The following is a 23,680-nucleotide window of genomic DNA, read 5'->3' as shown; positions in this document are numbered from 1 at the left end:
GCGGGCGCGTTCGCGGACGCCCCTCAGCGGGACGTGCGAGGGCGGGCGCGCAGGTGGGCACGTTCGCCCTGGCTGCCGAAGAGGCTGAGGAACTCCACCCCCTCGCTGTCGGCGCGGCCGAACCAGTGCGGTACGCGGGTGTCGAACTCGGCCGCCTCACCGGGTTCGAGCACCAGGTCGTGCTCGCCGAGCACGAGCCGCAGCCGCCCGTTGAGCACGTAGACCCACTCGTACCCCTCGTGGGTCTTCGGCTCGGGCTCGGACCGCCCGCCGGCCGGGATGATCAGCTTGTACGCCTGGATGCCGCCGGCCCGGCGGGTGAGCGGCAGCATGGTCATCCCGTGCGCGGCGACCGGCCGCAGGTGGACGCGCGGGTCGCCGGTGGGCGGGGCGCCGACCAGTTCGTCGAGCGTGACGCCGTGCGCGCGGGCCAGCGGGAGCAGCAGTTCCAGCGTCGGCTTACGACCGCCGGACTCCAGCCGGGACAGCGTGCTCACCGAGATGCCGGTGGCGGCGGAGAGGTCGGTGAGGGTGGTCTCCCGTTCGCGGCGCAGCGCGCGCAGGCGAGGGCCGACCGCGTCGAGGGCCTGGTCGAGGTCGTCGTCCATGCCTGCCAGTTTGCCACATCAGCAATAGAGTTTGCGGTTCTGCCGGCCCCGGACGCAGTCTGGTCGCGGAGGTGGTCACGATGACCGAGAACTACGAGGTACTGGTGATCGGCGGCGGCGCGGCCGGGCTCAACGGCGCGCTCATGCTGGCCCGGGCCCGCCGGTCGGTGCTGGTGGTGGACGGGGGCGAACCCCGCAACGCGCCCGCCGACGGCGTGCACGCGCTGCTGGGCCACGACGGCGTGCCGCCGGCCGAGCTGCTGGCGCGCGGCCGGGACGAGGTCCGCCGCTACGGCGGGCACCTGACCGAGGGCCAGGTCGAGACGGTGGCCCGCGACGACGCCGGGTTCGAGGTGGCGCTCGCCGACGGCCGCCGGATCCGCGCCGGGCACGTGCTGGTCGCCACCGGTCTGGTCGACGAGCTGCCCGAGGTGCCCGGCCTGCGCGAGCGCTGGGGGCGGGACGTGGTGCACTGCCCGTACTGCCACGGCTGGGAGGTGCGCGAGCGGCCGATCGGCGTCATCGGCACCGGCCCGATGTCGGTGCACCAGACGCTGCTGTTCCGGCAGTGGAGCGACGACGTGGTCTACCTGCGGCACACCGCGCCGCCGCTCACCGACGAGCAGGCCGAGCAGCTCGCCGCGCGCGGCGTGCCGGTGGTCGAGGGCGAGGTCGCGGCCGTCGAGACGGACGGGGACCGGCTGACCGGGGTACGCCTGCGCGACGGCCGCACTGTCGACCGCGAGGTGCTGACCGTCGCGCCCCGGATGGTGGCGCGCGCCGGGTTCCTGGCCGGGCTGGGCCTGCGCCCGCAACCGCACCCGAGCGGGATGGGCGAGTATCTGGCGGCCGACGAGTCGGGGCGTACCGATGTGCCGGGGGTGTGGGTCGCGGGCAACGTGACCGACCTGTCGGCGCAGGTCGGGTCCGCCGCGGCGGCGGGCGCCCGGACCGCAGCGATGATCAACGCGGATCTGGTGCAGGAGGAGACCCGCCGAGCGGTCGAGGCGCGGCGGGGCGCGCGGGAGGGTGGGTGACCACGAATCGTCCCTAACCTGACAATTCTTCCCCTAGGTTGAGTCGGAGAGGGCAGTCGGAACCTGGGGGGCGACGTGAGGGGCTATCCGGCGATCGAGGATCACGGGCTGATCGGCGACCTCCAGACCGCGGCGCTGGTGACCTGTGACGGGACGATCGACTGGTTCTGCGCGCCGCGCTTCGACTCGCCGAGCATCTTCGCCGCGCTGCTGGACAAGGACAAGGGCGGCTTCTTCCAGATCGCCCCGCACGAGGTCCGGTACGTCACCAAGCAGCTCTACCTGCCCGGCACGCCGATCCTGATCACCCGGTTCATCAGCGCGGACGGCGTCGCCGAGGTGATCGACTTCATGCCGGTCACCGGCGAACGCGTCACCGACTCGCACCGCATCGTGCGCATGGTCAACATGGTGCGCGGCAGCATGCGGTTCCGGGTGGAGTGCCGGCCCCGGTTCGACTACGCACGCCAGAGCCACAAGCTGGAGCGGCACCGCAACGGCTACCTGTTCCGCGGCCCGTCGGAGACGCTCACCTTCAACCCGATCGACCCGGTGCGGCAACTGTGGGCCCAGACCGGCGAGATCCGCATGGAGGACGGCGACCTCATCGCGTACGGCACCCTCAACGAGGGCGACACCGGCGGGGTGATCCTGGAGACCGGCAGTGAGGAACCCCGGATCATCCCGCCGGAAGAGGTCCAGGGCATGTTCGAGTGGACCCGGGACTACTGGCGGCGCTGGGTCGAACGCTCCCGCTACACCGGCCGCTGGCGGGAGATGGTCGAGCGCTCCGCCATCACGCTCAAACTCATGACGTACGCGCCGACCGGCGCGATGATCGCCGCGCCGACCGCCGCGCTGCCCGAGCTGGTCGGCGGCTCCCGCAACTGGGACTACCGCTACACCTGGGTACGCGACACCTCGTTCTCGGTGCACGCGCTGCTCGGCCTCGGGTTCACCGAGGAGGTCAGCCGGTACATGGACTGGCTCGACGAGCGCATCCGCGAAGCCGGCGACCACCAGGACCCGCTGAAGATCATGTACCGCGTGGACGGCTCCTCGGACCTGCACGAGGAGGTGCTCGACCACCTGGAGGGGTACCGGGGCTCCCGGCCGGTGCGGATCGGCAACGGCGCGGCCGACCAGATCCAGCTCGACATCCACGGCGAGGCGCTCTACGCCATGCACCTCGCCGACGAGCAGGGCATCCGGGTGTCGCACCAGGTGTGGAAGAGCACCGTGCGCCTGATCGACTGGCTCTGCCACAACTGGGACCAGCGCGACGCCGGGATCTGGGAGAGCCGCCACCACCCCCGCAACTACACGTTCGGCCGGGTGATGTCCTGGGTGGCGCTGGACCGGGCCATCCGCCTGGCCACCCGGACCGGCCGTCCCGGGGACATGAGCTGCTGGACCGAACAGCGCAACCGGATCTACAACCAGGTCATGGCCCGCGGTTTCCATCGGGAACGCGGCAGCTTCGTGCAGGCGTACGACGAGAACGTGCTCGACGCCGCCCTGCTCTACATGCCGGCGGTCGGGTTCGTCACGCCCACCGACCCGCTCTGGCTGTCCACGCTGGAGTCGATCGAGCGCGATCTGGTTTCGGACAGCCTGGTCCACCGGTACGACCCGCTGCACTCCCCCGACGGGCTGCCCGGCCACGAGGGCACGTTCAACATGTGCACGTTCTGGTACGTGGAGGCACTGGCCCGCTCCGGCCGGCTGGACGACGCCCGGCTCACCCTGGAGAAGATGCTCACCTTCAGCAACCACCTCGGCCTCTACGCCGAGGAGATCGCCTCCACCGGTGAGCAGATCGGCAACTACCCGCAGGCGTTCAGCCACCTCGCCCTGATCAACTCGGCGCTCGCGGTGAACGACCTGCTCGACGCCGAGGCCCACGCCCGCCTGCGCCGATAATCCCGATGATCCCCGGTTCCGCTCCGGTAGTGTTGGCCGCATGAGGTTCCACGCCGCCGTCATGAAGCCCTGGTCCCTCCGCTGACGGCGGCAGGGTGACCGGCTTCTTCTGACGTACCAGCTCTGCTCCGCCGTCCTGGCGTTCCCGCCGGGCGGTGTCCTCGCGCTGCCCGGCTCCACGACGAGCCGAGAGCGGACTGTGAACAACCTCGACAACATTCCTTCATCCCCGTTCGCCGCGGACGGCCTGCTGCCCGCCGGGCACCGGGCGCACGTCCGGGCCGACGGCGTCCGTGTCGTACGCGGCGGCCGGGTCGTCCTGTCCGACGTCGACGTGACCGTCTCCGCCGGCTCCCGCCTGGCGGTCGTCGGCGAGAACGGCCGCGGCAAGACCACCCTGCTGCACGTGCTGGCCGGCATTCTCGTGCCCGACCAGGGCACCGTGGAACGGCTGGGCACGATCGGCGTCGCCCGGCAGAACCTGGAGGCGCGCCACGGCGAGACAGTGGGCACGCTCGTCCACGGGTCGATCCGGGAGTCCGCACGCGCGCTGCGGGCACTGGACGACGCCGCCGACGCGCTGGCCGAGGGCCGGGCCGGCGCGGACGACGCGTACGCCGCCGCGCTCGACGCCGCCACCCGGCTGGACGCCTGGGACGCGCAGCGTCGCGTCGACGTGGCGCTGGCCGGTCTCGACGCCTGCCCGGACCGGGACCGCCCGCTGGCCACGCTGTCCGTCGGCCAGCGCTACCGGGTACGGCTGGCGTGCCTGCTGGGGGCCCGGGTCGACCTGCTGATGCTGGACGAGCCGACGAACCACCTCGACACGACCGGCCTCGCCTTCCTCACCGCCCGGCTGCGCGAGCACCCCGGAGGCGTGGTGCTGGTGACCCACGACCGCGCCCTGCTGCGGGACGTGGCCACGGAGTTCCTCGACCTCGACCCCAGCGCGGACGGGCGCCCGCGCCGCTACGCCGGGGACTACGCCGCCTGGCAGGACGGACGCAGTCGCGACTTCGCGAACTGGGTACGCGACCACGAGGCACAGCAGGCCGAGCACCAGCGGCTGGCCGACGGGGTACGGGAGGCGCAGGATCGGCTCAGCACCGGCTGGCGTCCGGCCAAGGGCCACGGCAAGCACCAGCGCCAGTCCCGCGCGCCCGGCCTGGTCCAGGCACTACGACGCCGGCAGGAGGCACTCGACGCGCACCGGGTCACCGTGCCGGAGCCGCCGCAGCCGCTGCGCTGGCCGCCGCTGGACACCCGGGCCGGACTGCCGATCCTGCGGTGCCACGACGTCACGGTGGCCGGGCGTCTGCGTACCCCGGTCACGCTCACGCTCGACGGCGGGGACCGCCTGCTGGTGACCGGGCCCAACGGCGCGGGCAAGTCGACGCTGCTCTCCGTGCTGGCCGGCGACCTCACGCCGTCGACCGGGGAGGTCCGCCACCTGTCCGGGGCACGCGTCGCGTACCTCGGTCAGGAGGTGCCCGACTGGCCGCCCGGGATGCTCGCGCACGACCTGTACGAGCAGCACGTGGGGCGGCTGCGCTCCACCGGGCGCCTCCGGGGCGGCACGGCGCTGCCGCTGAGCGCGACGAGCCTGCTCGACGCCGAGGCCCGGCGTACCCCGGTCGACCGGATGTCGCACGGACAGCAACGGCGGCTGAACCTGGCGCTGCGGCTGGCCGAACGTCCCGACCTGCTGATCCTCGACGAACCCACGAACCACCTGTCGGCGCCGCTGGTCGACGACCTCACTGCAGCCCTGCTGACGACCAGGGCCACGGTGGTCGTCGCCACCCACGACCGGCAGATGCTCCACGACCTCGCGTCCTGGCCCACGCTGCCCCTCACCGCCGACCCGGAAGACGACGGCGAGCGCCCTTCCCGCGACGCCTGACCGTCCGGTCACACGGAGTCACGCCTGCCGGAGGACTGAGGCCTCGAACCGATATGACTGAGAGGCATAAATATGCCTCTCAGTCATATCGAGTTCCTCCTCGGTCGCCGCACGGCGGTGCGACGGCCGGTGCCGCTTCCCGGCACCGCCTAATGTCTGCGGGATGCAGCAACTGCGCGACGTCGCCGTCCGGCTGGCCATGGACGAACCGTTCGGCGACGACCTGCCGATGGCGGCCGCTCACGCGCTGGCCCGTGGCATCGACTCGCCCAGCCTGCGTGAACTCGCCGGCCTGTCCAGGGGCCAGTCCCGGGAGGCCGTCGACCTGTTCCGGCAGGCGATGGACGAGCTCGGCTAGCCGGTCCCGGACGAGGGCGGCGCTCGGCTGCACCTGATGCGCCAGGCAGCGGCGGCCATCGTCGCGGGAGAGGGCGACGCCGAGGACCTGGCGTACGAGATCTACTGCCAGGCGGCCGAATCCCAGGCTCCGGAGCTGCGAGCAGTCGCCGACCGCTTCCTCGAGGTCTACACCGGTTGGGGCCCGTCCTTCGACCAGACGGAGGAGGCGACAGCGGCCGCGAAGGCGGCGGCACGGTCGTTCCTGCGCGAGCATCCCGCCTGAGCGGCTCCGCCCGCAGCACCGCTGTCGTGGCCGGATGCCGACCCTGGAACCCTTGACCGGCGGCGCACACTGGGGGCAGGCATGACCCGGGAGGTCGACATGCGCTGGATCATTCTCGTACTCGTCGTCGCGGCAGCCGTGCTTGCCGCCGGCCTGTTACGTCGTCGTCGGCAGACACGAGTGGACGGCCGCCAGGTACGTGACCTCCGGGCATCCGCCGAGGCCCGCCGCAGGCTCGACGACCACCGGAATCGCACGGACGGCAGCAACACCGGAAGCGGCGGCGTGGGCGGCTGGAGTTCCTGACCTCTCCGGCAGATCGCTGACCGTCCGCTCTCGACCGTCCGGGCACGGTGGGTGGGACGGGAGGGACAGCCTGAGCAGGGCGATGATTGCTATCGTCGCCCGCATGGTTGCGGGGGGTAACAAGAGCCGGCGCAAGCCGCGTAAACCGATGTCTCCGGAGGAGCGGGCGCAGGCCGAGCGGGACGTCCGCGGCGCGGTCGCCGACCTGCAGGTCACCGCGTACGCCAATCTGCGGAACGCGATCGCCAACGTGGCGATCTTCTTCGGCTTCGTCGGGGTGTTCGCCACGGTCGTCGGCGCGGCGGACGGACGGCGGCTGATCCCGATGCTCGTCCTCGTGCTCGCCGGGCTGGTCGGGGCCGCCTACTACCCGGTTCGTCACCAGCACCGGCTGGCGGTCAGGCTGCTGATCGTGTCGAGTGCGCTCGTGGTGGTCGGCCTGGCCGGGCTGGTCCTCTTCGCCACGGTGCTCGAACCGTGAGCTTCGACGTCGAACCCGCGGCGCTGGTCAACTACGCCCGGCAGGTGGACCGCGCCAGCGGCGACGCGAGCGCGATCGCGGGCTACATCGGCAACCACACCAAGGAGGCCAGCGGCGGCGAGCTCATCGCCATCGCCGCCGACGGTCATCGACACGCCTCCACAGTCATCGCGGACACGATGAAGCGGCTGACCACGCTGCTCGACGCGTCCGGGCCGGAGTTGACCGCTGCCGCCGCCTACTACCGCAAGACGGATCTGCGGTCAGCAGCCGACATGGACCGCACGCTCCCGGGTGCCGTCCCCTGCCAGCCTCCGACAGCGCTGGAGGAAGAACTCAAGACCCTCGTCTGTCCCCCGCCGCCCTTCGTCGACCTGCGCGACGTGTCCGGCAGCCTCACCCCGCCGCCGGAGCCGGACTCACCACCGAACGCTCTCGGCTGGATGGACTACGTGAGCCCCACGTCGTGGGCCATGAAGGGCTTCGACGCGGTCTTCGGCTTCGACCCGATCTCCTGGATGCAGGAACGCCTGTTCGGCAACTGGGAGGCCCTTGCCGTCATGCAGCCCGTGCTGAGCAACGCCGGCAACGCGCTGCACGACCTGGCCCTCAACGTCCAGACCGGCGCCGCGACGCTGCACCAGATGTGGAACGGGCAGGCGGGAGACGCCGCCCACAGCTACTTCACGCAGCTCTCCGGCGCCACCGCCGCCCTGCGCGGGCCGCTCAACGACATCGGCAACGAATACAAGATCATGGCCGACTCGGTCTGGTCCATCGGCGAATCGATCGGCGGCATCATCAAGGGCCTCGTCGACGCGGCCATCATCGCCGGCATCTCCGCCGCCGCCGGCACCGTCACCGCGGCGACCGGTGTCGGCGCCGTCATCGGCTACGGCGTGGCCGCCGTCGAGGTCGCCAACATGCTCCGGCTGTGGGGCCAGGCCACACAGCTCTACCAGCACGCCAACGCCGCCGTCCTCGCGTTCCGGTCCGCGTTGACCCATCGGCTCGGCGACCTGGAATCCGTCAAGCTCCCCGCGCTACCCGGCAGCAACGGGTACGACCACCCGCTCGTCACCTCCGGAGCCACCCGATGAGCGAGATCGCCGACATCGCCGGCGGCGACCCCCGACGCGTGAAGGCGCTGCGCGACAGCCTCGACCGGCTCGCCGACAGCCCACAACCCGAACTCCGCGAGATGGCCCGCGCCGTCCTCGACGGCCACATGACGCTCAGGAACGCGGCCACCACCAGCACGTACGGACCTGCGATCAGCGACGCGTTCGGCACCTTCTGGACCTACTACAGCCAACTCGACCCGGAAGAACGCCGGCAGCTCGAAGCCACCGCGTACGCCGACGCCGACCAGCACGCCGAACGCCGGCCGGGCAACGCCCAGGCGTGACGGCTCGGCTCAGTCGTCTTCGTCCAGAAGCCCGAACGCTCCCGGCGCCTCCTCGACGAACCGACGGTACGGCGGCTCGAAGCTCTGCGCTCTGGCGGTGATGGCCGCGGCCAGGCGAGCCCGATCGGCGGGCGCCAGGCCGCTGAGGCGGGACGCCGCGTCCTCCAACTGCCGTACGGCGGTGTCGGGGTGAAGCGTTTCGTCATCGCACAGCTCGAAGAACGCCAGGCAGTCGAGCAGGCTGTCGAGCACTGCCGTGAAGACGGGATCATCCGACACAGGCGCATGCTACGGATTTCTGAAAGGTGGTGGGCGCGGCAGGTTTCGAACCTGCGACCCCTCGCTTGTAAGGCGAGTGCTCTCCCACTGAGCTACGCGCCCGGAACGCCCGTACGGCGGGCCGGAGCGGCCAGCTTACCTGTCCGCCTCCGGCCCCGCGCAACGACGTGCCTGGGGTGTGGGACTCAGGCGGCGACGGCCTCGGCCAGCGCCTTGCGCCAGCCCTGCTGGTCGCGCGCCTCACCGGGCATGTTCATCTCGGCGAACCGGACCACGCCGGCCTTGTCGATGACGAAGGTGCCCCGGTTGGCGATGCCCGCGACGTCGTTGAAGACGCCGTACGCCTGCGCCACCGCGCCGTGCGGCCAGAAGTCGGCCAGCAGCGGGAACTGGTAGCCCTCCCGGTCGGCCCAGATCTTGTGGGCGTACACGGAGTCGACGCTGACGGTCAGCACCTGGACGTCGTCGTTGACGTACTCGTTGAGGTTGTCCCGCACCTCGCACAGCTCGCCCTGGCAGATGCCGGTGAAGGCGAGCGGGTAGAAGACCAGCAGCACGGTCTTGCGACCGCGGAAGTCGGAGAGCCGGACCTCCTGGTTGTTCTGGTCCTTGAGCAGGAAGTCGGGCGCCTCGGCGCCAACCTCGATGGGCATGCGTGCTCCCTCGGGGATCGGGTCTGGAGATGATCAGCCTGCCACACCCGGCGACCGCGGTCGCCGGGTGTGCGGCGCCGCCCTACTTCTTGCTCTTCGACCCGCGCCGCATGACGAGGCGGGCGCCGCTCCAGTCGCGGCCGGCGTTGACGGTCGAGGTCTGCTGCAGCCCTGCGGTCTGTGCGCTCTCCGCGACCTCGCTCGGCTCGACGTGGCCGTCCCGGCCGGCCTTGGGGGTCAGGAGCCACACCACGCCGTTGTCCGCGAGCGGCCCGAGGGCGTCGACGAGGAGCTCGAACAGGTCACCGTCGCCGTCGCGGTGCCAGACCAGAACCGCGTCGACAACCTCGTCGGTGTCCTCGTCGACGAGTTCCCCACAGCGGTCGGTCAGGGCGTCCCGGAGATCGGTGTCGACGTCGTCGTCGTAGCCCATCTCCATGACGACCATGCCCGGCTCGATACCGAACCGGTCCGCCAGGCTGCGTACCCCGTCGGCCTGGCCAGCGGTCGCGCTCACTGTCGCGTGCCTCCTCATCTATCCCTGCTCGTGGCGTCGGGTGACACCGTCGGGCCCAGTCCACACAGTTGCGGCTCGCCGCGCAAGTGGCGCACCGGGTGGAACGGAATTTACCGTGCCAGCAGCGTACGGGCACCCTGGGTGATGGCTTCCGCGGAGACCAGAACCTGACGGGCAGCCGGACCTAATGGTACAAACGAGTCAAGTCCGGCAACGCGGCGTGCGGCCCCCACGTACCCGGTGTCGACGAGCGCGGACAGCACGCCCTCGCCCACCCCGCCGGACCGCCGCGTCTCGTCCACCACCAGCACCCGGCCGGTCGCCGACGCCTCCCTGATGATGTCGGCCACCGGCAGCGGGGCCAGCCAGCGCAGGTCCACCACCCGGCTGCCCACGCCCTCCTCGGCCAGCGTGGCCGCCGCGCGCAGCGACATACGCACGCCGTTACCGAACGTGATGATGGTGAGGTCCTCGGCGGAGCCGATCCCGTACACCCGGGCCCGCCCGATCGGCACGTGACGGTCCGCCCAGGCACCCGGCTCGGCGTACTCGGCGGTCCACTCCTCGTCACCCTCGGTGTACAGGTCGCGGACGTGGTAGAGCGCAACCGGCTCCACGAGGACGCAGACACTGCCGTCCACCCGGGCCGCCGCGAGACAGGTACGCAGCATCGGCGCGGCGTCGTCCGGCCGGGCCGGCACGGCCACCACGAGCCCCGGTACGTCCCGCAGCGCCCCGAGCGAGTTGTCGTTGCGGTCGTACCCGCCGAGCCCGTCCGGGATCGCCAGGCCGGCCACCCGCACCACCATCGGATTGCGGAACGCGCCCTGGGAGAGGAAGCGCATGGTTGCCGCCTCGCCGCGGAGCTGGTCCTCGGCGCCGTGCAGCGACGTAAGGTGGCGGATCTCGGGCACCGGCAGCAGCCCGGCCAGTCCGGCGCCCAGCCCGAGTCCGAGGATCGAGGTCTCGTCCGGCAGCGTGTCGAACACGCGCGCCGCCCCGAACCGGTCCCGCAGCCCGTCGGTCACCCCGTGCGCCCCGCCCCGGGCGGCCACCTCGTGCCCGAATACCACCGTCCCGGGGTGGTCGAGCATGCCGTCGGCGAGCGCGGCGGTGATGCTCTGTGCCAGCGTCAGCGGGCCGGTCAGCTCCGGCGGCTTGCCGCCGAACGCCTCCGCCCGCGCCCCGGCGCCCGGCCCGGCCGCCCGCGCCGCCGCCTCGGCCACCGCGCGGGACACCCGGACCGGGCGGCGCGGCGCCAGTTCCCGCACGATCTCGACCGGGGACCCGAGCTTCGGCTCGTCCAGCACCTCCTCGGCGACGCGGCGCAGCTGCCAGCCCCGCTCGTCGTACCGGGCCAGCAGTTCCTCGCCACTGGCGTACCCGGAGGTCACCAGCAGCCGCGCGGTGGCCAGCAGGGGGTCGCGGGCCGCGTCGCCGTCACCCGGCCCCATCAGCCGGACCGCGCCCAGGTGCAGCACGGCCGGCCGGCGGTGCCGGCGTACCCAGGCCGCCGCCTCCGCCGCGACGCGGTAGCCGGCGACCACGTCCGTGCCGTCGGCCGCGAAGTACCGGATGCCGGGCCGGGACCGCAGCGTGGCGGCCACCCACCCCTCGGCGGCGCGACCGCTGTCCTCGCACACGAACAGCACCGGGAGGCGCAGGCCGGTGTGGTCGTACCAGCCGGTCGTGTTGAGCGCGGCGGTGACCGCGGCGTGGTCGACAGCGCCGTCGTCGAAGGAGCAGAGCACCACGGCGTCGGCGGGCCAGGCGGCCGCCTCGGCGTCGCCGTCCGCGGACCGCGCGCCCCGGCGCAGCCGCTCCAGGGCCAGCCCCAGGCCGACCGCGCGCGGCAGGTGCGCACCGGCGGTCGCCGCGGTCGGCACCACCGCCAGGTCGGCGCGGCCGAAGACCTTCGCCCGGCCGCCGGCGGCCGGTTCCTCCGCGGACGCGACGATGCCGCGCAGCACGTCGCGCGCCGCCGCCGCGAACGCGTCGTCGGGCGCGGGCTGCGGCAGATCGGGTACGACGACAGTCGCGTCCCCGTCCGCGTCCACGGCGATCGCCGCTCCCGACGGAAGCCTGCCCGCCTCCCCGCCGCCCCCGCCATCGCTGCGCGCGACGTCGTCCCGCACGCCCGCCCGCCCGAGATCTTGGTACGAAACGGCCCCCATAGGGGCACTTTCGCTCCAAGATCTCCCCGGGTCCCGGGGGGTGGGAGTGGCTGACGGGTTGCTATCCGCGTCGGGCTGGGCCAGCGCGCCGGGAGCGGTGTCCGGCTGGGCCAGGGCGGTGCGCGGGGCAGCCTCGGCGGATGAGGCGTCGACGGCCGGGGCGGGGCGTGACGCAGGCTCGGCGGACGAGGCGCCGGAGGCCGGGGCAGTGTGCGGCGCGGTGGAGGCGCGGGCCTGCTCGGCGGGTGCGGCGCCGGTGATCGGGGCGGTGAGCGGTGCGCTGGAGGCGTGGGCCGGGTCGGCGGATGGGGCGCCGGAAGCCGGGACGGCGAGCGGCGCGCTGGAGGCGTGGGCCGGGTCGGCGGGTGCGGCGTCGAAATCTGGGGCGGTGTGCGGTGCGCTGAATGCGCGGATCGGCTCGACGGGTGAGGTGTCGGAGGCCGTGGCAGTGAGCGGCACGCCGGAGGCCGGGATGGGGTGCGGCGCGGTGGATGCGGGGTTCGCCTCGTCGGGCCGGGCGTCGGAGGGCGCGCCGGACGCGCCGGTGCGGGCGGTGTCGGGTGTGGCGGCGGGGGGCGACGCGGCGTCGGACAGGGTGCCGGAGGGCGACGACGGGGCGGGCGGGAAGGCGCCGGCGGCCTGGGCGGCGCGCAGGCAGTAGAACGCACCGGAGCGGGCGTGCAGCAGCGCCGGGTCGGTCGGCCGCAGCGCGGCGGCCACCGCGGCGTTGCCCTCGTGGCCCGCCGACTCGATCGTGTGGTACCCCTCACCGAACCCATGCAGCCAGAGCCCGGCCAGGTCGAGCAGCCGGCTGGTGAGTTGCGCGTCGAACAGGGCGAGCGCCTGCGCACCGGTCAACGGCCCGCCGTCGGGCAGCGGTTCGCCCAGGTCGCGCCGCTGGTCGGGCGCACCGAGCGCGGCCAGTTCGGCTCGGAGCCGGTCGTCGAGATCGTGCGGGGTGGTCACGTCGGACAGCATTACCGACTCGGGCCCGCCGCGCCCAGTCGGACACGTTCCGCCCGGCGTGGCTCAGACGTCGCCGCAGCCCTCCGGGCAGCCGCCGTCGGAGACCTTGAACACCAGCTCACGCAGCGCGGCCAGCTCGGCGGTGCTCAGGCCGTCGAGGAGTCGGGAGTCCGACATGACCTGCCCGACCCGGTCGCGGACCTCCCGGCCGCGTCCGGTGACCACCAGCGTCTTCTGCCGCCGGTCGGCCGGGTCGGTCCGTCGTTCCACCAGTCCGGCCTGCTCGAGCCGGTCGGCCAGGCCGGTGACGTTGGACCTGTCGCAGCCGAGTTGCTCGGCGAGGTCGCGTGCGGGAAGGGGGCGGTCCGGGTCCAGCTCGTGCAGCGCGCGGGCCGCCGCCGGGGTGAGCCCCAGCGCGGCGATCCCCTCGTCCTGGTGGTGCCGCATCGCGGCGGCGATGCGCAGGATCCGGCGCACGGTCTCCCCGGCGAGGCCGGCCCGGTCGCCGGCGGTGGGAGCGGTGGAATGCGCCATCCGTTCATGTTAGGACGAAGTCGATCTTCGATCAGCCGAACGGTCAGGCACCTCCTGCAACCGATTGCCGATCATGGAGCGCTGTTCGGCGGAAAGCCCCGCCCGGTCGTCCGCGCGTCAGCCGGCCAGGAACGAGAAGCGGACCTGGCGGTCGGGGTTGTCGCCGTTGGTGTCTACCAGGCAGATCGACTGCCAGGTGCCGAGCTGGAGCCGCCCGCCGAGCACCGGCAGCGTCGCGTACGGCGGCACGAACGCCGGCAGCACGTGGTCGCGGCCGTGCCCGGGTGAGCCGTGCCGGTGCCGCCACCTGTCGTCGGTGGGGAGCAGGTCGTCGAGCGCCCGCAGCAGGTCGTCGTCGGACCCGGCGCCGGTCTCGATGATCGCCAGCCCGGCGGTGGCGTGCGGGACGAAGACGTGCAGCAGCCCGTCGCCGGCCCCGGAGACGAACCGCTCGGCCTCGCTCGTGATGTCCCAGACGGTCGGGCGGGAGCCGGTCCGGACGGTGATCACCTCACTGCGCATACGGCGCATTCTGCCGCAGCGCCCGGTTCCTTGCCGCGCCCGCCGATAGCGCATCCGGTGATCGCGCAAAGTTACTGATGGGTACCTGTGTTCAGCGTCGCGTCTGGGGGCGGGAGAGGTGACGACACGCGCCACCAGGGGGCAGGATGGCGCTAGAGACCTATCCCACACGAAACCGAGGGAACGCCTGTGGCTACGGAACGCAAGCGCCCGGTGATCACCGCTGGTCTGCCGAGCCAGCTTCCGGACATCGACCCTGAAGAAACCAGCGAATGGGTCGAGTCACTCGACGGTGTCATCGACGAGCGCGGGACAAAGCGAGCCCGGTACGTCATGCTGCGCCTGCTGGAGCGGGCCCGCGAGCGGCAGGTCGGGGTGCCGTCCCTGACCACCACCGACTACATCAACACGATCCCGCCGGAGCGCGAACCGTGGTTCCCGGGTGACGAGCACGTCGAGCGGCGGCTGCGGGCGTACATCAGGTGGAACGCCGCGATGCTGGTGCACCGGGCACAGCGCCCGGAGATCGGCGTCGGTGGCCACATCTCCACGTTCGCCAGCTCGGCGTCCCTCTACGAGGTGGGCTTCAACCACTTCTTCCGGGGCAAGAACCACCCCGGCGGCGGGGACCAGATCTTCTACCAGGGTCACGCCTCCCCCGGCATGTACGCGCGGGCGTTCCTGGAGGGCCGGCTCAGCGAGAACCAGCTCGACGGGTTCCGGCAGGAGCTGTCGCACCCCGGTGGCGGGCTGCCGTCGTACCCGCACCCGCGGCTGATGCCGGACTTCTGGGAGTTCCCCACCGTCTCCATGGGCCTCGGGCCGCTGAACGCCATCTACCAGGCGCGGTTCAACCGCTACCTGCAGCACCGCGGCATCAAGGACACCTCCCAGCAGCACGTCTGGGCGTTCCTCGGCGACGGTGAGATGGACGAGGTCGAGTCGCTCGGCGCGATCGGCGTGGCCGCCCGCGAGGAGCTGGACAACCTCACCTTCGTGATCAACTGCAACCTCCAGCGCCTGGACGGACCGGTCCGCGGCAACGGCAAGGTCATGCAGGAGCTGGAGGCGTTCTTCCGGGGTGCCGGCTGGAACGTCATCAAGGTCGTCTGGGGCCGGGAGTGGGACCCGCTGCTCGCCGCGGACACCGACGGCGCGCTGGTCAACCTCATGAACACCACGCCCGACGGTGACTACCAGACCTACAAGGCGGAGTCCGGGGCGTACGTGCGGGAGCACTTCTTCGGCCGCGACCCGCGGACCCGCAAGATGGTCGAGCACCTGTCCGACGACGAGATCTGGAACCTCAAGCGGGGTGGCCACGACTACCGCAAGCTCTACGCGGCCTACAAGGCGGCGATGGAGCACACCGGCCAGCCGACGGTGATCCTCGCCAAGACGATCAAGGGCTGGACGCTCGGCTCGCACTTCGAGGGCCGTAACGCCACGCACCAGATGAAGAAGCTGACGCTGGAGGACCTGAAGCTCTTCCGCGACCGCCTCTACCTGGACATCCCGGACAAGCAGCTGGAGGAGAACCCGTACCTCCCGCCGTACTACACCCCGGGCGAGAAGTCGGACGAGATCACGTACCTGAAGGACCGGCGTCAGCAGCTCGGCGGCTACCTGCCCACGCGCAGCACCGCGCGCAAGACGCTGGCCATCCCGGGCACCGAGCGGTTCTCCGACGTCAAGCGCGGCTCGGGCAAGCAGAAGGTCGCCACCACGATGGCGTTCGTCCGCCTGCTCAAGGACATCATGAAGGACAAGGAGTTCGGCAAGCGCTGGGTGCCGATCATCCCGGACGAGGCCCGTACCTTCGGGATGGACTCGCTGTTCCCGACGCAGAAGATCTATTCGCCGCACGGTCAGCGCTACACCGCCGTGGACCGGGACCTGTTCCTGTCCTACAAGGAGTCGACCACCGGCCAGATCCTGCACGAGGGCATCAACGAGGCCGGGTCGGTCGCCTCGTTCACCGCCGCCGGTACGGCGTACGCCACCCACGGCGAGCCGATGATCCCGCTGTACATCTTCTACTCGATGTTCGGCTTCCAGCGCACCGGCGACGGGTTCTGGGCGGCGGCGGACCAGATGGCGCGGGGCTTCGTGCTCGGCGCGACCGCCGGACGGACCACGCTCAACGGTGAGGGCCTCCAGCACGAGGACGGCCACTCGCTGCTGCTCGCCGCCACCAACCCGGCGGTGGTCTCCTACGACGCGGCGTTCGCCTTCGAGCTGGCGCACATCGTGGAGAACGGCCTGCACCGGATGTACGGCGAGGCGCAGGAGAACATCTTCTACTACCTCACCGTCTACAACGAGCCGATCTTCCAGCCGGCCGAGCCGGAGGGGGTGGACGTCGAGGGCATCGTCAAGGGCATCCACCGCTACTCCCCCGCGCCCCAGGTCGGCGACGACGCGCCGAAGGCGAACATCCTGGCCTCCGGCACCGGCATGCAGTGGGCGCTCAAGGCCCAGCAGCTGCTCGCCGAGGACTGGGGCGTGGCCGCCGACGTGTGGTCGGTGACGTCCTGGACCGAGCTGCGCCGCGACGCGGTGGAGTGCGAGGAGCACAACCTGCTCAACCCGGGCGAGGAGCCGCGGGTGCCGTACATCGCGCGGAAGCTGGCCGACGCCGACGGGCCGAAGGTCGCGGTGAGCGACTGGATGCGCGCGGTACCGGACCTGATCGCCCGCTGGGTACCCGGCGACTACACCTCGCTCGGCACCGACGGCTTCGGCATGTCGGACACCCGGCACGCGCTGCGCCGTCACTTCCACGTGGACGCCGAGTCGGTGGCGGTGGCCACGCTGCGCCAGCTCGCGCTGCGCGGCGTGGTGCCGGCCCACGTGCCGGCCGACGCCGCCCGCAAGTACGCGCTGGACGACGTCAACGCCGCCCCGGTCGGCGAGACCGGCGGCGACAGCTAGTACCCGTCACGCGAGAAGGGCCCGACGCCAGGCGCGCCGGGCCCTTCTCGTCCCCCGATGCGACGACGGCCCGGCGTCCCTGGCGGGAACGCCGGGCCGTCACCATCGCGGGCGACGCCGGGACGGGCTCGGTCAGCCGACGGCGGCCAGGTCGGTCAGCCGGGCCAGCGAGTCCTCCAGGTCGGCGCCGACCCGGCGCAGGCCGAGCCGGAGCAGGGCCGCCTTGACGGGTCCGGCGGGCCACCGCACGACGATCAGGCGTACGACGGTGCCGCCCTCCTCCTCGTCCGGGGTCAGCTGGACGTAGATCTCGGTGCGCGCCTCGGCACGGGCGCCGGCACCCTTCGCGCGTTCGCGCCAGCCGATCAGGGTCGGCTCCTGGAAGGCGATCACCTCGGCCTCGTGCGCGGCGCCGCGTCCGGCCTGGACCAGCTGCCGCCGCCCGAATCCCTCCCCGGACAGGACCTCGGCCGCGCGGACTCCCGCCAGCCAGGCCGGCAGCTGCTCGGCGCGCTGCACGACGTCCCAGACCACATCCACCGGCGCCGCCACGTGTGCGCTTCGTTCCACGAGGATCATGAGTATCTTTCCCCCACTTAAATCACATCCGCGATATTCGGCACTCTATGTGTAAATCGGACTTAAGCGGACGGGTTCGGCCAAGACACGCCGAACCCCCTTGCGCCATCCAGTCATCTCGGCCTATGGCGCGGCGGTCCGCAGGGCCCTAGAGTCGCGAGCACGCTTCACGTTCCTGGAGGGTGACTTGACGACCGCGCCGATGCCCGAGTTCCCCGCCGGCTTCCGCTGGGGGGTCTCCACCTCCGCGTACCAGATCGAGGGAGCGACCTCGGTGGACGGGCGCGGTCCGTCCATCTGGGACACCTTTGCCCACACCCCGGGCCGGATCGCCGACGGCAGCACCGGCGACGAGGCGTGCGACCACTACCACCGGTACGCCGAGGACACCGCGCTACTGGCCGGGCTGGGGGTGTCCGCGTACCGGTTCTCCATCGCCTGGCCCCGGATCCAGCCGGCCGGCACCGGCCCGGCCAACGCCGCCGGGCTGGACTTCTACGACCGGCTGGTGGACGGCCTGCTCGCCGCCGGCGTGGACCCGGTCGCCACGCTGTTCCACTGGGACCTGCCGCAGGCGCTGGAGGACGCGGGCGGCTGGCTGAACCGGGACACGGCCGCCCGCTTCGCCGAGTACGCCGACCTGACCGCGGCCCGCCTCGGCGACCGGGTGAAGCTCTGGATCACGCTCAACGAACCGTTCATCCACATGAGCCTCGGCCACGGCGTGGGCGAGCACGCGCCCGGCCGGACGCTGCTGTTCGACGCCTTCCCGGTGGCCCACCACCAGCTCCTCGGGCACGGTCTCGCGGTCGCCGCGCTGCGCGCCCGCAGCACGTCCCCGGTGGCGATCGCCAACAACTACTCACCGGTGCGCCTGGCCGGCGACACCGACGCGGACCGGGCCGCCGCCGCGGCGTACGACGCGCTGCACAACCTCCTGTTCACCGATCCGCTGCTCGGACGCGGCTATCCGGACGCGCTCGGCCCCGACCCGGGCGTGGTACGCGACGGCGACCTGGACGTCATCGCCGCCCCGATCGACGTGCTGGGCGTCAACTACTACAACCCGACCGGCATCCGGGCGCCGGAGGCGGACTCGCCGCTGCCGTTCGAGATCGTGCCGCTGGACGGCTACCCGCGTACCGCGTTCGACTGGCCGGTGGCCCCGGACGGGCTGCGGGAACTGCTGCTCCAGCTGCACCAGCGGTACGGCGATGCGCTGCCGCCGATCCAGGTCACCGAGAGCGGCTGCGCGTACGACGACGCGCCGGACGCCGACGGCCGGGTGCACGACCCGCAGCGGATCGCGTACCTGGACGGACACGTGCGCGCGGTGCACCAGGCGGTGGCCGAGGGCGTGCCGGTGACCGGGTACTTCGTCTGGTCGCTGCTGGACAACTGGGAGTGGGCCGAGGGCTTCACCAAGCGGTTCGGCCTGGTGCACGTCGACTTCGCAACGCAGCGGCGGACGCCGAAGTCGTCGTACACCTGGTTTCGGGATCTGGTCCGGCGATGACCACGATGAACCCGACGCCGGCGTCGCTGCCGGCGGCGCTCGCGGAGCCGACCGTGCCGGTGCGGCGCGGCTGGATCGCGCTGATCTTCGCGGCCAACCTGGGCGTCTGGATGGCGTTCTTCACCCCGATCCAGGTGCTGCTGCCGCAGCAGGTGGAACGGATCGCCCCGGCCGACAAGGAGGCCATGCTGGCGGTGGTCACCGGCATCGGGGCGCTCGCCGCGGTGCTGGCGAACCCGCTCGCCGGGGCGCTGTCCGACCGCACCTCGCTGCGGCTGGCCAACCGCCACTTCGGCCGCCGGCACGTCTGGACCGCGCTCGGCGCGGTGATCGGCGCGCTCGCCCTGGTGCTGCTGGCCCGGCAGAACACGATCGCCGGGGTGGCGGTGGCCTGGGTCGCCGCGCAGGTCTGCTTCAACGCGATGCTGGCCAGCCTCACCGCCGCGATCCCGGACCGGGTGCCGGTGGCGCAGCGCGGCGGCGTGTCCGGCTGGGTGGGCATCCCGCAGGCACTGGGCCTGGTGCTCGGCGCGGTGCTGGTGACCGCCGTGGTCACCGGCAACGCCGCCGGGTACGCGGCGATCGCGCTCGCCGTGCTGCTGCTGTCGCTGCCGTTCGCGCTGCTGACCCAGGACGACCACCTGCCCCGGGAGCACCGGTCGCCGCTGCGGCTGCGCTCGCTGTTCACCTCCATGTGGATCAGCCCGCGCCGTCACCCCGACTTCGCCTGGGCCTGGTTCACCCGGTTCCTGGTGCAGACCGGCAACGCGCTCGGCACGCTCTACCTGCTCTACTTCCTCACCGACGGGGTACGGGTGACCGACCCCGAGAGCTCGCTGCTGATCCTGATCCTGCTCTACACGGTCGGCATGATGCTGACCGCCGTGACCGCCGGGCGCATGTCCGACCGCTCCGGCCGGCGCAAGGTCTTCGTGATCGCCTCCGGGCTGATCATGGCGGTGGCGGCGACGCTGCTGGCGGTGGCGCCCATCTGGCCGATGGCGATCGTCGCGGCGCTGCTGCTCGGCGCCGGGTACGGCGTCTACCTGTCGGTGGACGCCGCGCTGATCACGCAGGTGCTGCCCGCCGCCACCGACCGGGCCAAGGACCTCGGCGTGATCAACATTGCCAACTCGGCGCCGCAGGTGCTCGGTCCGGCGCTGTCCGCGCCGATCGTCGTGCACCTCGGCGGCTACCCGACGCTGTACGCGGTGACCGCGGCGATCACCGTGCTCGGCAGCGCCCTGGTGGTGAAGATCAAGTCGGTACCCTGACCCGGCCCCCTGCCGGAAACCTCTCGCGGTCCGCCGTAGGCTGGGGGGCGTGACGGTACGTGTACGCTTCGCCCCTTCCCCGACCGGTATGTTCCACGTCGGCGGCGCCCGTTCGGCGCTGCAGAACTGGATCTTCGCCAAGCAGCAGGGCGGGGTGTTCGTGCTGCGCATCGAGGACACCGACGCGGCACGAAACCGGCCCGAGTGGACCGAGGGCATCCTGTCCGCGCTCGACTGGATCGGCATCGCCCGGGGCAGCTACGAGGGCCCGTACTTCCAGTCCTCGTACGCGGGCGAGCACCGGGCCGCCGCGCAGCGGCTGTACGAGGGCGGCCGGGCCTACTACTGCGACTGCACCCGCGAGGACGTGCAGGCGCGTACCGGCCCGCAGCAGCGCGGCTACGACGGCTTCTGCCGCGACCGCGGCCTGGGACCGGGCGAGGGCCGGGCGCTTCGCTTCCGTACGCCGGACGAGGGCGAGACCGTGGTGGTCGACCTGGTCCGCGGCGAGCCGACGTTCGAGAACAAGCTGATCGAGGACTTCGTCATCGCCCGGGGCGACGGCTCGCCGGTGTTCCTGCTGGCGAACGTGGTCGACGACATGTCGATGGGGATTACCCACGTGATCCGGGCCGAGGAGCACCTGCCGAACACCCCGAAGCAGCAGCTGCTGTGGGATGCGCTCGGCGTCAAGCCGCCGATCTGGGCGCACGTGCCGGTGGTGGTGAACGAGAAGCGGCAGAAGCTGTCCAAGCGGCGGGACAAGGTCGCGCTCGAGGCGTACCGGGACGAGGGCTACCTCGCCGACGCGATGCGCAACTACCTGATGCTGCTGGGCTGGGCGCCCTCGGGCGACCGGGAGATCGTGGCCTGGTCGGTCATCGAGGAGGAGTTCCGGCTGGACGAGGTCAACCCGTCCCCGGCGTTCTTCGACGAGAAGAAGCTGCGCGCGTTCAACGGCGACTACATCCGGGCGCTGCCGGTGGCGGACTTCGTCGAGGCGTGCCGGCCGTGGCTCACCGGCACCGACACCATCGCCCCGCCGCCGTGGCAGCCCGACGAGTTCGACCCGGCCGCGTTCGCCGCGGTGGCAGCGCTCGCCCAGACCCGGATCGCGGTGCTCAGCGAGATCGTGCCGAACGTCGACTTCCTGTTCCTGGCCGACCCGCTGATCGACGAGGCGGCCTGGGCCAAGGCGATGAAGGAGGGCGCCGCCGAGCTGCTGGACGCGGCGATCGTCGCGTTCGAGGCGCTGGAGTCCTGGGACGCCGAGTCGCTGAAGGCCACGCTGGAGGCGGTCGGCGCCGAGCGCGGGCTGAAGCTGGGCAAGGCGCAGGCGCCGGTACGCGTCGCGGTCACAGGACGCACCGTCGGCCTGCCGCTGTTCGAGTCGCTGGACGTGCTCGGACGCGACCGTACGCTGACCCGGCTGCGCGCCGCCCGCGTACGCCTGGTCTGAGTCACCCGCCCGGGCGCGTCGCGGGGAGTGTCGCCCGCGAGCCGACCCAGGCCGACCGGCCGGCGTCAGCGGGCGGGGAGTCAGCGGCGGGCGGCCCGGCGGCGCAGCAGCAGCCCGCCGCCCAGCGCGGCCAGCACCACCACCGCGCCGGCCGCCCACAGCCAGCCCGTACCCCCGTCGTCGTCCGCCTCGGCGGCGGTCGGGGTCAGGGTCGGGGTCGGGCTCGGCGCGGCGCTGGTGGGCGCGGCGGTCGGGGCGGCGCTGGTGGGCGGCGTGCTCGCCGACGGCGATTCGGCCGGGGTGCCGGTGGTCAGTGTGAACCGGATCTCCCCCTTGACCGGATGGCCGTCGTCGGACGCCAGCCGGTAGGTGACGATGTAGAGCCCGGCCGCGCCCGGCCGGAACGGCACGGTGACGCGCTTGCCGGAGAAGGCCGGCGCGCCGCCGGTCGCGGCCACGTTGTCCGGGCCGGTGACGGTGACCTCGGTGGTGGCCTCCTTCGGCGTGGCGAGGAACCGCAGCTCGATCCGCTCCGGGGCGGCGGCCAGCCGGGCCCCGTCGCGCGGGTCACTGCCGGTCAGCGAATTGTGCGCGGCGGCCGGCGCGGCCGGGAGCAGCGCGAACGCCGCCACCATCCCGAGCACCACCACCCAGGTACGCGCCACACGGGCGACCCTGCCCCCCATGGTTTCCTCCGTCCGGGTAGGATCCGGCCGATGATCATCGACCGTTCGTTGGTCGGTCTCAGCTCGCAGATAGTTCCAAATACTCTTCCACCAGCTGCAACCGGACGCCGTTTTGCGGAGTCTTTGTGGTGGGCACCGGTCCAGTGTGACCTGCAGCGGAAGCCAGCCATCGAACGGGGCGAGGAGGCGGCGATGATCCGTAGGGTGAGACGGCTGCTGGTCACCGTGACCGGGAGCGTGGCGGCGCTGGCGTGCGCGCTGGCCCTGGCCGGCACGACGGCGGCACAGGCCGCGCCCAAGCCCAAGCCGGCCGTCCCCACCGGCGTGGACATCAGCGGCGAGCGGCTCGACGGCCCGCTGAAGCTGCGGTCCGACACCAGGCCGAACGAGGTCAACCTGGTGGTCGACCAGGTCAAGTGGCTCGGCGCGGCCGGCCAGCTGCGCGGCCCGGCCGCCAAGGACCTCGGTCCGAAGTACACGGTGGTGGTGCTCACCGCCGCCGGCCCGCAGCGCACCTACGACCTGTTCCCCCTGGCCAAGGGCGGTCCGCGGATCTACCGGCCGGGCAAGCAGCCGGACCTGAGCAGCAGCCGGGCCGGCTGGTTCTTCGGGCGGCTCAACATGCCCGAGACGCTGCGCTCGGTCGGCGTGCCGATGCCGGCACAGTTCGACACGCTCGCCGGCGGCATCGGCGGCGGCGAGCGGGTGCTTCCGGAGGAGGCGCTCGACCCGGTGCAGAACATCGACACCGCGCTCGGCGAACTTCAGCGGCTGCTGCTGCTCAACGTGGGCGTCGTACTGGTGATCACCGCCGGGCTGGCCGGCATCGCGCTGCTGGTCCGCCGCCGCACCCGCTGAGCCCGGCCCGCACTCCGCCCGATCCCGGCCGGCGCCGGATCAGCCCGACCGGCGCCGCGTCAGCACCAGCGGCGCGGCGTCAGCACCAACGGCGCGGCGGGCGCTCCCGGCGGGTGGTGCGGTTGCGCGGGCGTACCGCGCCGTGACGATGGGCACCCGCCCAGCCCGCCAGATCGCTGCGGCAGCCCTGGTCCGGCGACGGCTCGTCGGCCAGGTGCGCCGGCTCCGCCGACCGCTGCCGGGGCACGCCCGGCTCGTCCTCGGCGCGTTCCGGCGACCGCCCGGCCGGTGGCTCCCCCTGGTGGTGCAGGCACGGCCGGCGCGGGTGCGTGGCAGTCGCCGGCTGGTCGTGACCCCGCCGGCAGGCCTCACCCTGGGCGCAACCGTGCTCGGCCTCCCCCTGCGCCATCCCGGCCCCCCTCACGCGTCGCCCTCGCCCGC

24 protein-coding genes and 1 tRNA gene are annotated in these 23,680 nt (G+C 72.5%); 14 read left to right on the top strand and 11 right to left on the bottom strand.

Translation table 11 applies throughout. From position 1 onward, the window contains the following. Positions 1-23: 23 nt before the first annotated feature. Positions 24-608, bottom strand: a complete 585-nt coding sequence (locus O7604_RS17080; protein ID WP_269704726.1) for an XRE family transcriptional regulator — start codon at positions 606-608, stop codon at positions 24-26. Positions 609-688: 80 nt separating this feature from the next. Here O7604_RS17080 and O7604_RS17075 point away from each other — a divergent pair, with 80 nt between their 5' ends. The 9 genes from O7604_RS17075 (at position 689) to O7604_RS17035 (ending at position 8,288) form a co-directional block, all read left to right on the top strand. Beyond that, entirely contained in the window at positions 689-1,645 is a 957-nt protein-coding gene (locus tag O7604_RS17075; protein ID WP_269704725.1) for an NAD(P)/FAD-dependent oxidoreductase, read from the top strand. Positions 1,646-1,720: 75 nt separating this feature from the next. Next, entirely contained in the window at positions 1,721-3,568 is a 1,848-nt protein-coding gene (locus O7604_RS17070) for a glycoside hydrolase family 15 protein (RefSeq protein ID WP_269704724.1), read from the top strand. A 199-nt stretch (positions 3,569-3,767) separates the two neighbouring features. Further along, positions 3,768-5,471: an ABC-F family ATP-binding cassette domain-containing protein gene (locus O7604_RS17065; RefSeq protein ID WP_269704723.1), complete on the top strand. Its 1,704-nt coding sequence runs from the start codon at positions 3,768-3,770 to the stop codon at positions 5,469-5,471. 163 nt (positions 5,472-5,634) lie between these two features. Then, complete coding sequence (locus O7604_RS17060; protein ID WP_269704722.1) at positions 5,635-5,829, top strand: hypothetical protein; 195 nt, start codon at positions 5,635-5,637, stop codon at positions 5,827-5,829. Positions 5,830-5,865: 36 nt separating this feature from the next. Continuing rightward, complete coding sequence (locus tag O7604_RS17055) at positions 5,866-6,093, top strand: hypothetical protein (protein ID WP_269704721.1); 228 nt, start codon at positions 5,866-5,868, stop codon at positions 6,091-6,093. Between the two features lie 81 nt (positions 6,094-6,174). Further along, entirely contained in the window at positions 6,175-6,399 is a 225-nt protein-coding gene (locus O7604_RS17050; RefSeq protein ID WP_269704720.1) for a hypothetical protein, read from the top strand. A gap of 103 nt (positions 6,400-6,502) precedes the next feature. Beyond that, positions 6,503-6,880 (top strand): hypothetical protein, encoded by a 378-nt coding sequence (locus O7604_RS17045; protein WP_269704719.1) that lies wholly within the window; start codon positions 6,503-6,505, stop codon positions 6,878-6,880. Continuing rightward, complete coding sequence (locus O7604_RS17040; protein WP_269704718.1) at positions 6,877-7,980, top strand: hypothetical protein; 1,104 nt, start codon at positions 6,877-6,879, stop codon at positions 7,978-7,980. The genes O7604_RS17045 and O7604_RS17040 overlap by 4 nt, the downstream gene beginning before the upstream one ends. Beyond that, on the top strand, positions 7,977-8,288 hold the full coding sequence (locus O7604_RS17035; protein WP_269704717.1) for a hypothetical protein: 312 nt from the start codon (positions 7,977-7,979) through the stop codon (positions 8,286-8,288). Before O7604_RS17040 ends, O7604_RS17035 begins: the two co-directional genes overlap by 4 nt. 9 nt (positions 8,289-8,297) lie before the next feature. On the opposite strand, the gene O7604_RS17030 is transcribed toward O7604_RS17035, so the two are convergent. The 7 genes from O7604_RS17030 to O7604_RS17000 all read right to left on the bottom strand — a co-directional run bounded on the left by O7604_RS17030 (position 8,298) and on the right by O7604_RS17000 (position 13,933). Then, on the bottom strand, positions 8,298-8,567 hold the full coding sequence (locus tag O7604_RS17030) for a hypothetical protein (RefSeq protein WP_269704716.1): 270 nt from the start codon (positions 8,565-8,567) through the stop codon (positions 8,298-8,300). Positions 8,568-8,594: 27 nt separating this feature from the next. After that, positions 8,595-8,669, bottom strand: a tRNA-Val gene (locus O7604_RS17025). Positions 8,670-8,752: 83 nt separating this feature from the next. Beyond that, a complete protein-coding gene (locus O7604_RS17020) occupies positions 8,753-9,220 on the bottom strand; it encodes a peroxiredoxin (RefSeq protein ID WP_128138072.1) in 468 nt (155 codons plus the stop codon). A gap of 82 nt (positions 9,221-9,302) precedes the next feature. Continuing rightward, on the bottom strand, positions 9,303-9,737 hold the full coding sequence (locus O7604_RS17015; RefSeq protein WP_269704715.1) for a DUF3052 domain-containing protein: 435 nt from the start codon (positions 9,735-9,737) through the stop codon (positions 9,303-9,305). A gap of 110 nt (positions 9,738-9,847) precedes the next feature. After that, positions 9,848-12,889 carry a transketolase C-terminal domain-containing protein gene (locus O7604_RS17010; RefSeq protein ID WP_281577091.1) on the bottom strand — a complete coding sequence of 1,014 codons (3,042 nt, stop codon included), beginning with the start codon at positions 12,887-12,889 and terminating at the stop codon, positions 9,848-9,850. 51 nt (positions 12,890-12,940) lie between these two features. Continuing rightward, positions 12,941-13,411, bottom strand: coding sequence for a MarR family transcriptional regulator (locus O7604_RS17005; protein WP_269704713.1), 471 nt, complete (start codon positions 13,409-13,411; stop codon positions 12,941-12,943). Positions 13,412-13,528: 117 nt separating this feature from the next. After that, a complete protein-coding gene (locus O7604_RS17000) occupies positions 13,529-13,933 on the bottom strand; it encodes a secondary thiamine-phosphate synthase enzyme YjbQ (RefSeq protein WP_281577090.1) in 405 nt (134 codons plus the stop codon). Between the two features lie 189 nt (positions 13,934-14,122). Here O7604_RS17000 and aceE point away from each other — a divergent pair, with 189 nt between their 5' ends. Then, positions 14,123-16,867, top strand: a complete 2,745-nt coding sequence (aceE, locus tag O7604_RS16995) for a pyruvate dehydrogenase (acetyl-transferring), homodimeric type (RefSeq protein WP_332367313.1) — start codon at positions 14,123-14,125, stop codon at positions 16,865-16,867. Between the two features lie 132 nt (positions 16,868-16,999). Here the strand turns inward: aceE and O7604_RS16990 are convergent, their stop codons facing one another. Continuing rightward, positions 17,000-17,446 carry an SRPBCC domain-containing protein gene (locus O7604_RS16990; RefSeq protein WP_269704712.1) on the bottom strand — a complete coding sequence of 149 codons (447 nt, stop codon included), beginning with the start codon at positions 17,444-17,446 and terminating at the stop codon, positions 17,000-17,002. A gap of 202 nt (positions 17,447-17,648) precedes the next feature. Between O7604_RS16990 and O7604_RS16985 the strand changes: the two genes are divergently transcribed. From O7604_RS16985 to gltX, 3 genes are read left to right on the top strand one after another with little or no spacing between them, the layout of a single operon-like run. Then, positions 17,649-18,962 (top strand): GH1 family beta-glucosidase, encoded by a 1,314-nt coding sequence (locus O7604_RS16985; RefSeq protein WP_269707033.1) that lies wholly within the window; start codon positions 17,649-17,651, stop codon positions 18,960-18,962. Then, positions 18,959-20,236 carry an MFS transporter gene (locus O7604_RS16980; protein WP_281577089.1) on the top strand — a complete coding sequence of 426 codons (1,278 nt, stop codon included), beginning with the start codon at positions 18,959-18,961 and terminating at the stop codon, positions 20,234-20,236. Before O7604_RS16985 ends, O7604_RS16980 begins: the two co-directional genes overlap by 4 nt. Before the next feature lie 49 nt (positions 20,237-20,285). Beyond that, positions 20,286-21,695 carry a glutamate--tRNA ligase gene (gltX, locus tag O7604_RS16975; RefSeq protein WP_281577088.1) on the top strand — a complete coding sequence of 470 codons (1,410 nt, stop codon included), beginning with the start codon at positions 20,286-20,288 and terminating at the stop codon, positions 21,693-21,695. An 80-nt stretch (positions 21,696-21,775) separates the two neighbouring features. On the opposite strand, the gene O7604_RS16970 is transcribed toward gltX, so the two are convergent. Further along, on the bottom strand, positions 21,776-22,381 hold the full coding sequence (locus O7604_RS16970) for a copper resistance CopC family protein (protein WP_281577087.1): 606 nt from the start codon (positions 22,379-22,381) through the stop codon (positions 21,776-21,778). A 192-nt stretch (positions 22,382-22,573) separates the two neighbouring features. On the opposite strand from O7604_RS16970, the gene O7604_RS16965 reads away from it, so the two are divergent. Next, a complete protein-coding gene (locus tag O7604_RS16965; protein ID WP_281577086.1) occupies positions 22,574-23,239 on the top strand; it encodes a hypothetical protein in 666 nt (221 codons plus the stop codon). 79 nt (positions 23,240-23,318) lie between these two features. Here O7604_RS16965 and O7604_RS16960 read toward each other — a convergent pair whose 3' ends face one another. Further along, positions 23,319-23,648, bottom strand: a complete 330-nt coding sequence (locus O7604_RS16960) for a hypothetical protein (protein WP_281577085.1) — start codon at positions 23,646-23,648, stop codon at positions 23,319-23,321. Positions 23,649-23,680: the final 32 nt, after the last annotated feature.

It is taken from the genome of Micromonospora sp. WMMA1947 (assembly GCF_027497355.1).
Taxonomy (GTDB): Bacteria; Actinomycetota; Actinomycetes; order Mycobacteriales; family Micromonosporaceae; genus Micromonospora.
The sequence above is the reverse complement of the archived record's forward strand: the minus strand, read 5'-3'. Positions and strand labels throughout refer to the sequence as shown.

What these genes read in the sequence shown, in the direction of transcription:
- O7604_RS17080 (WP_269704726.1), bottom strand. Translation starts at nt 608, where the DNA reads ATGGACGACGACCTCGACCAGGCCCTCGACGCGGTCGGCCCTCGCCTG.
- O7604_RS17075 (WP_269704725.1), top strand. Translation starts at nt 689, where the DNA reads ATGACCGAGAACTACGAGGTACTGGTGATCGGCGGCGGCGCGGCCGGG.
- O7604_RS17060 (WP_269704722.1), top strand. Translation starts at nt 5,635, where the DNA reads ATGCAGCAACTGCGCGACGTCGCCGTCCGGCTGGCCATGGACGAACCG.
- O7604_RS17055 (WP_269704721.1), top strand. Translation starts at nt 5,866, where the DNA reads ATGCGCCAGGCAGCGGCGGCCATCGTCGCGGGAGAGGGCGACGCCGAG.
- O7604_RS17050 (WP_269704720.1), top strand. Translation starts at nt 6,175, where the DNA reads ATGACCCGGGAGGTCGACATGCGCTGGATCATTCTCGTACTCGTCGTC.
- O7604_RS17045 (WP_269704719.1), top strand. Translation starts at nt 6,503, where the DNA reads ATGGTTGCGGGGGGTAACAAGAGCCGGCGCAAGCCGCGTAAACCGATG.
- O7604_RS17035 (WP_269704717.1), top strand. Translation starts at nt 7,977, where the DNA reads ATGAGCGAGATCGCCGACATCGCCGGCGGCGACCCCCGACGCGTGAAG.
- O7604_RS17020 (WP_128138072.1), bottom strand. Translation starts at nt 9,220, where the DNA reads ATGCCCATCGAGGTTGGCGCCGAGGCGCCCGACTTCCTGCTCAAGGAC.
- O7604_RS17010 (WP_281577091.1), bottom strand. Translation starts at nt 12,889, where the DNA reads ATGCTGTCCGACGTGACCACCCCGCACGATCTCGACGACCGGCTCCGA.
- O7604_RS17005 (WP_269704713.1), bottom strand. Translation starts at nt 13,411, where the DNA reads ATGGCGCATTCCACCGCTCCCACCGCCGGCGACCGGGCCGGCCTCGCC.
- O7604_RS17000 (WP_281577090.1), bottom strand. Translation starts at nt 13,933, where the DNA reads ATGCGCAGTGAGGTGATCACCGTCCGGACCGGCTCCCGCCCGACCGTC.
- O7604_RS16990 (WP_269704712.1), bottom strand. Translation starts at nt 17,446, where the DNA reads ATGATCCTCGTGGAACGAAGCGCACACGTGGCGGCGCCGGTGGATGTG.
- O7604_RS16985 (WP_269707033.1), top strand. Translation starts at nt 17,649, where the DNA reads ATGCCCGAGTTCCCCGCCGGCTTCCGCTGGGGGGTCTCCACCTCCGCG.
- O7604_RS16980 (WP_281577089.1), top strand. Translation starts at nt 18,959, where the DNA reads ATGACCACGATGAACCCGACGCCGGCGTCGCTGCCGGCGGCGCTCGCG.
- O7604_RS16970 (WP_281577087.1), bottom strand. Translation starts at nt 22,381, where the DNA reads ATGGGGGGCAGGGTCGCCCGTGTGGCGCGTACCTGGGTGGTGGTGCTC.
- O7604_RS16965 (WP_281577086.1), top strand. Translation starts at nt 22,574, where the DNA reads ATGATCCGTAGGGTGAGACGGCTGCTGGTCACCGTGACCGGGAGCGTG.
- O7604_RS16960 (WP_281577085.1), bottom strand. Translation starts at nt 23,648, where the DNA reads ATGGCGCAGGGGGAGGCCGAGCACGGTTGCGCCCAGGGTGAGGCCTGC.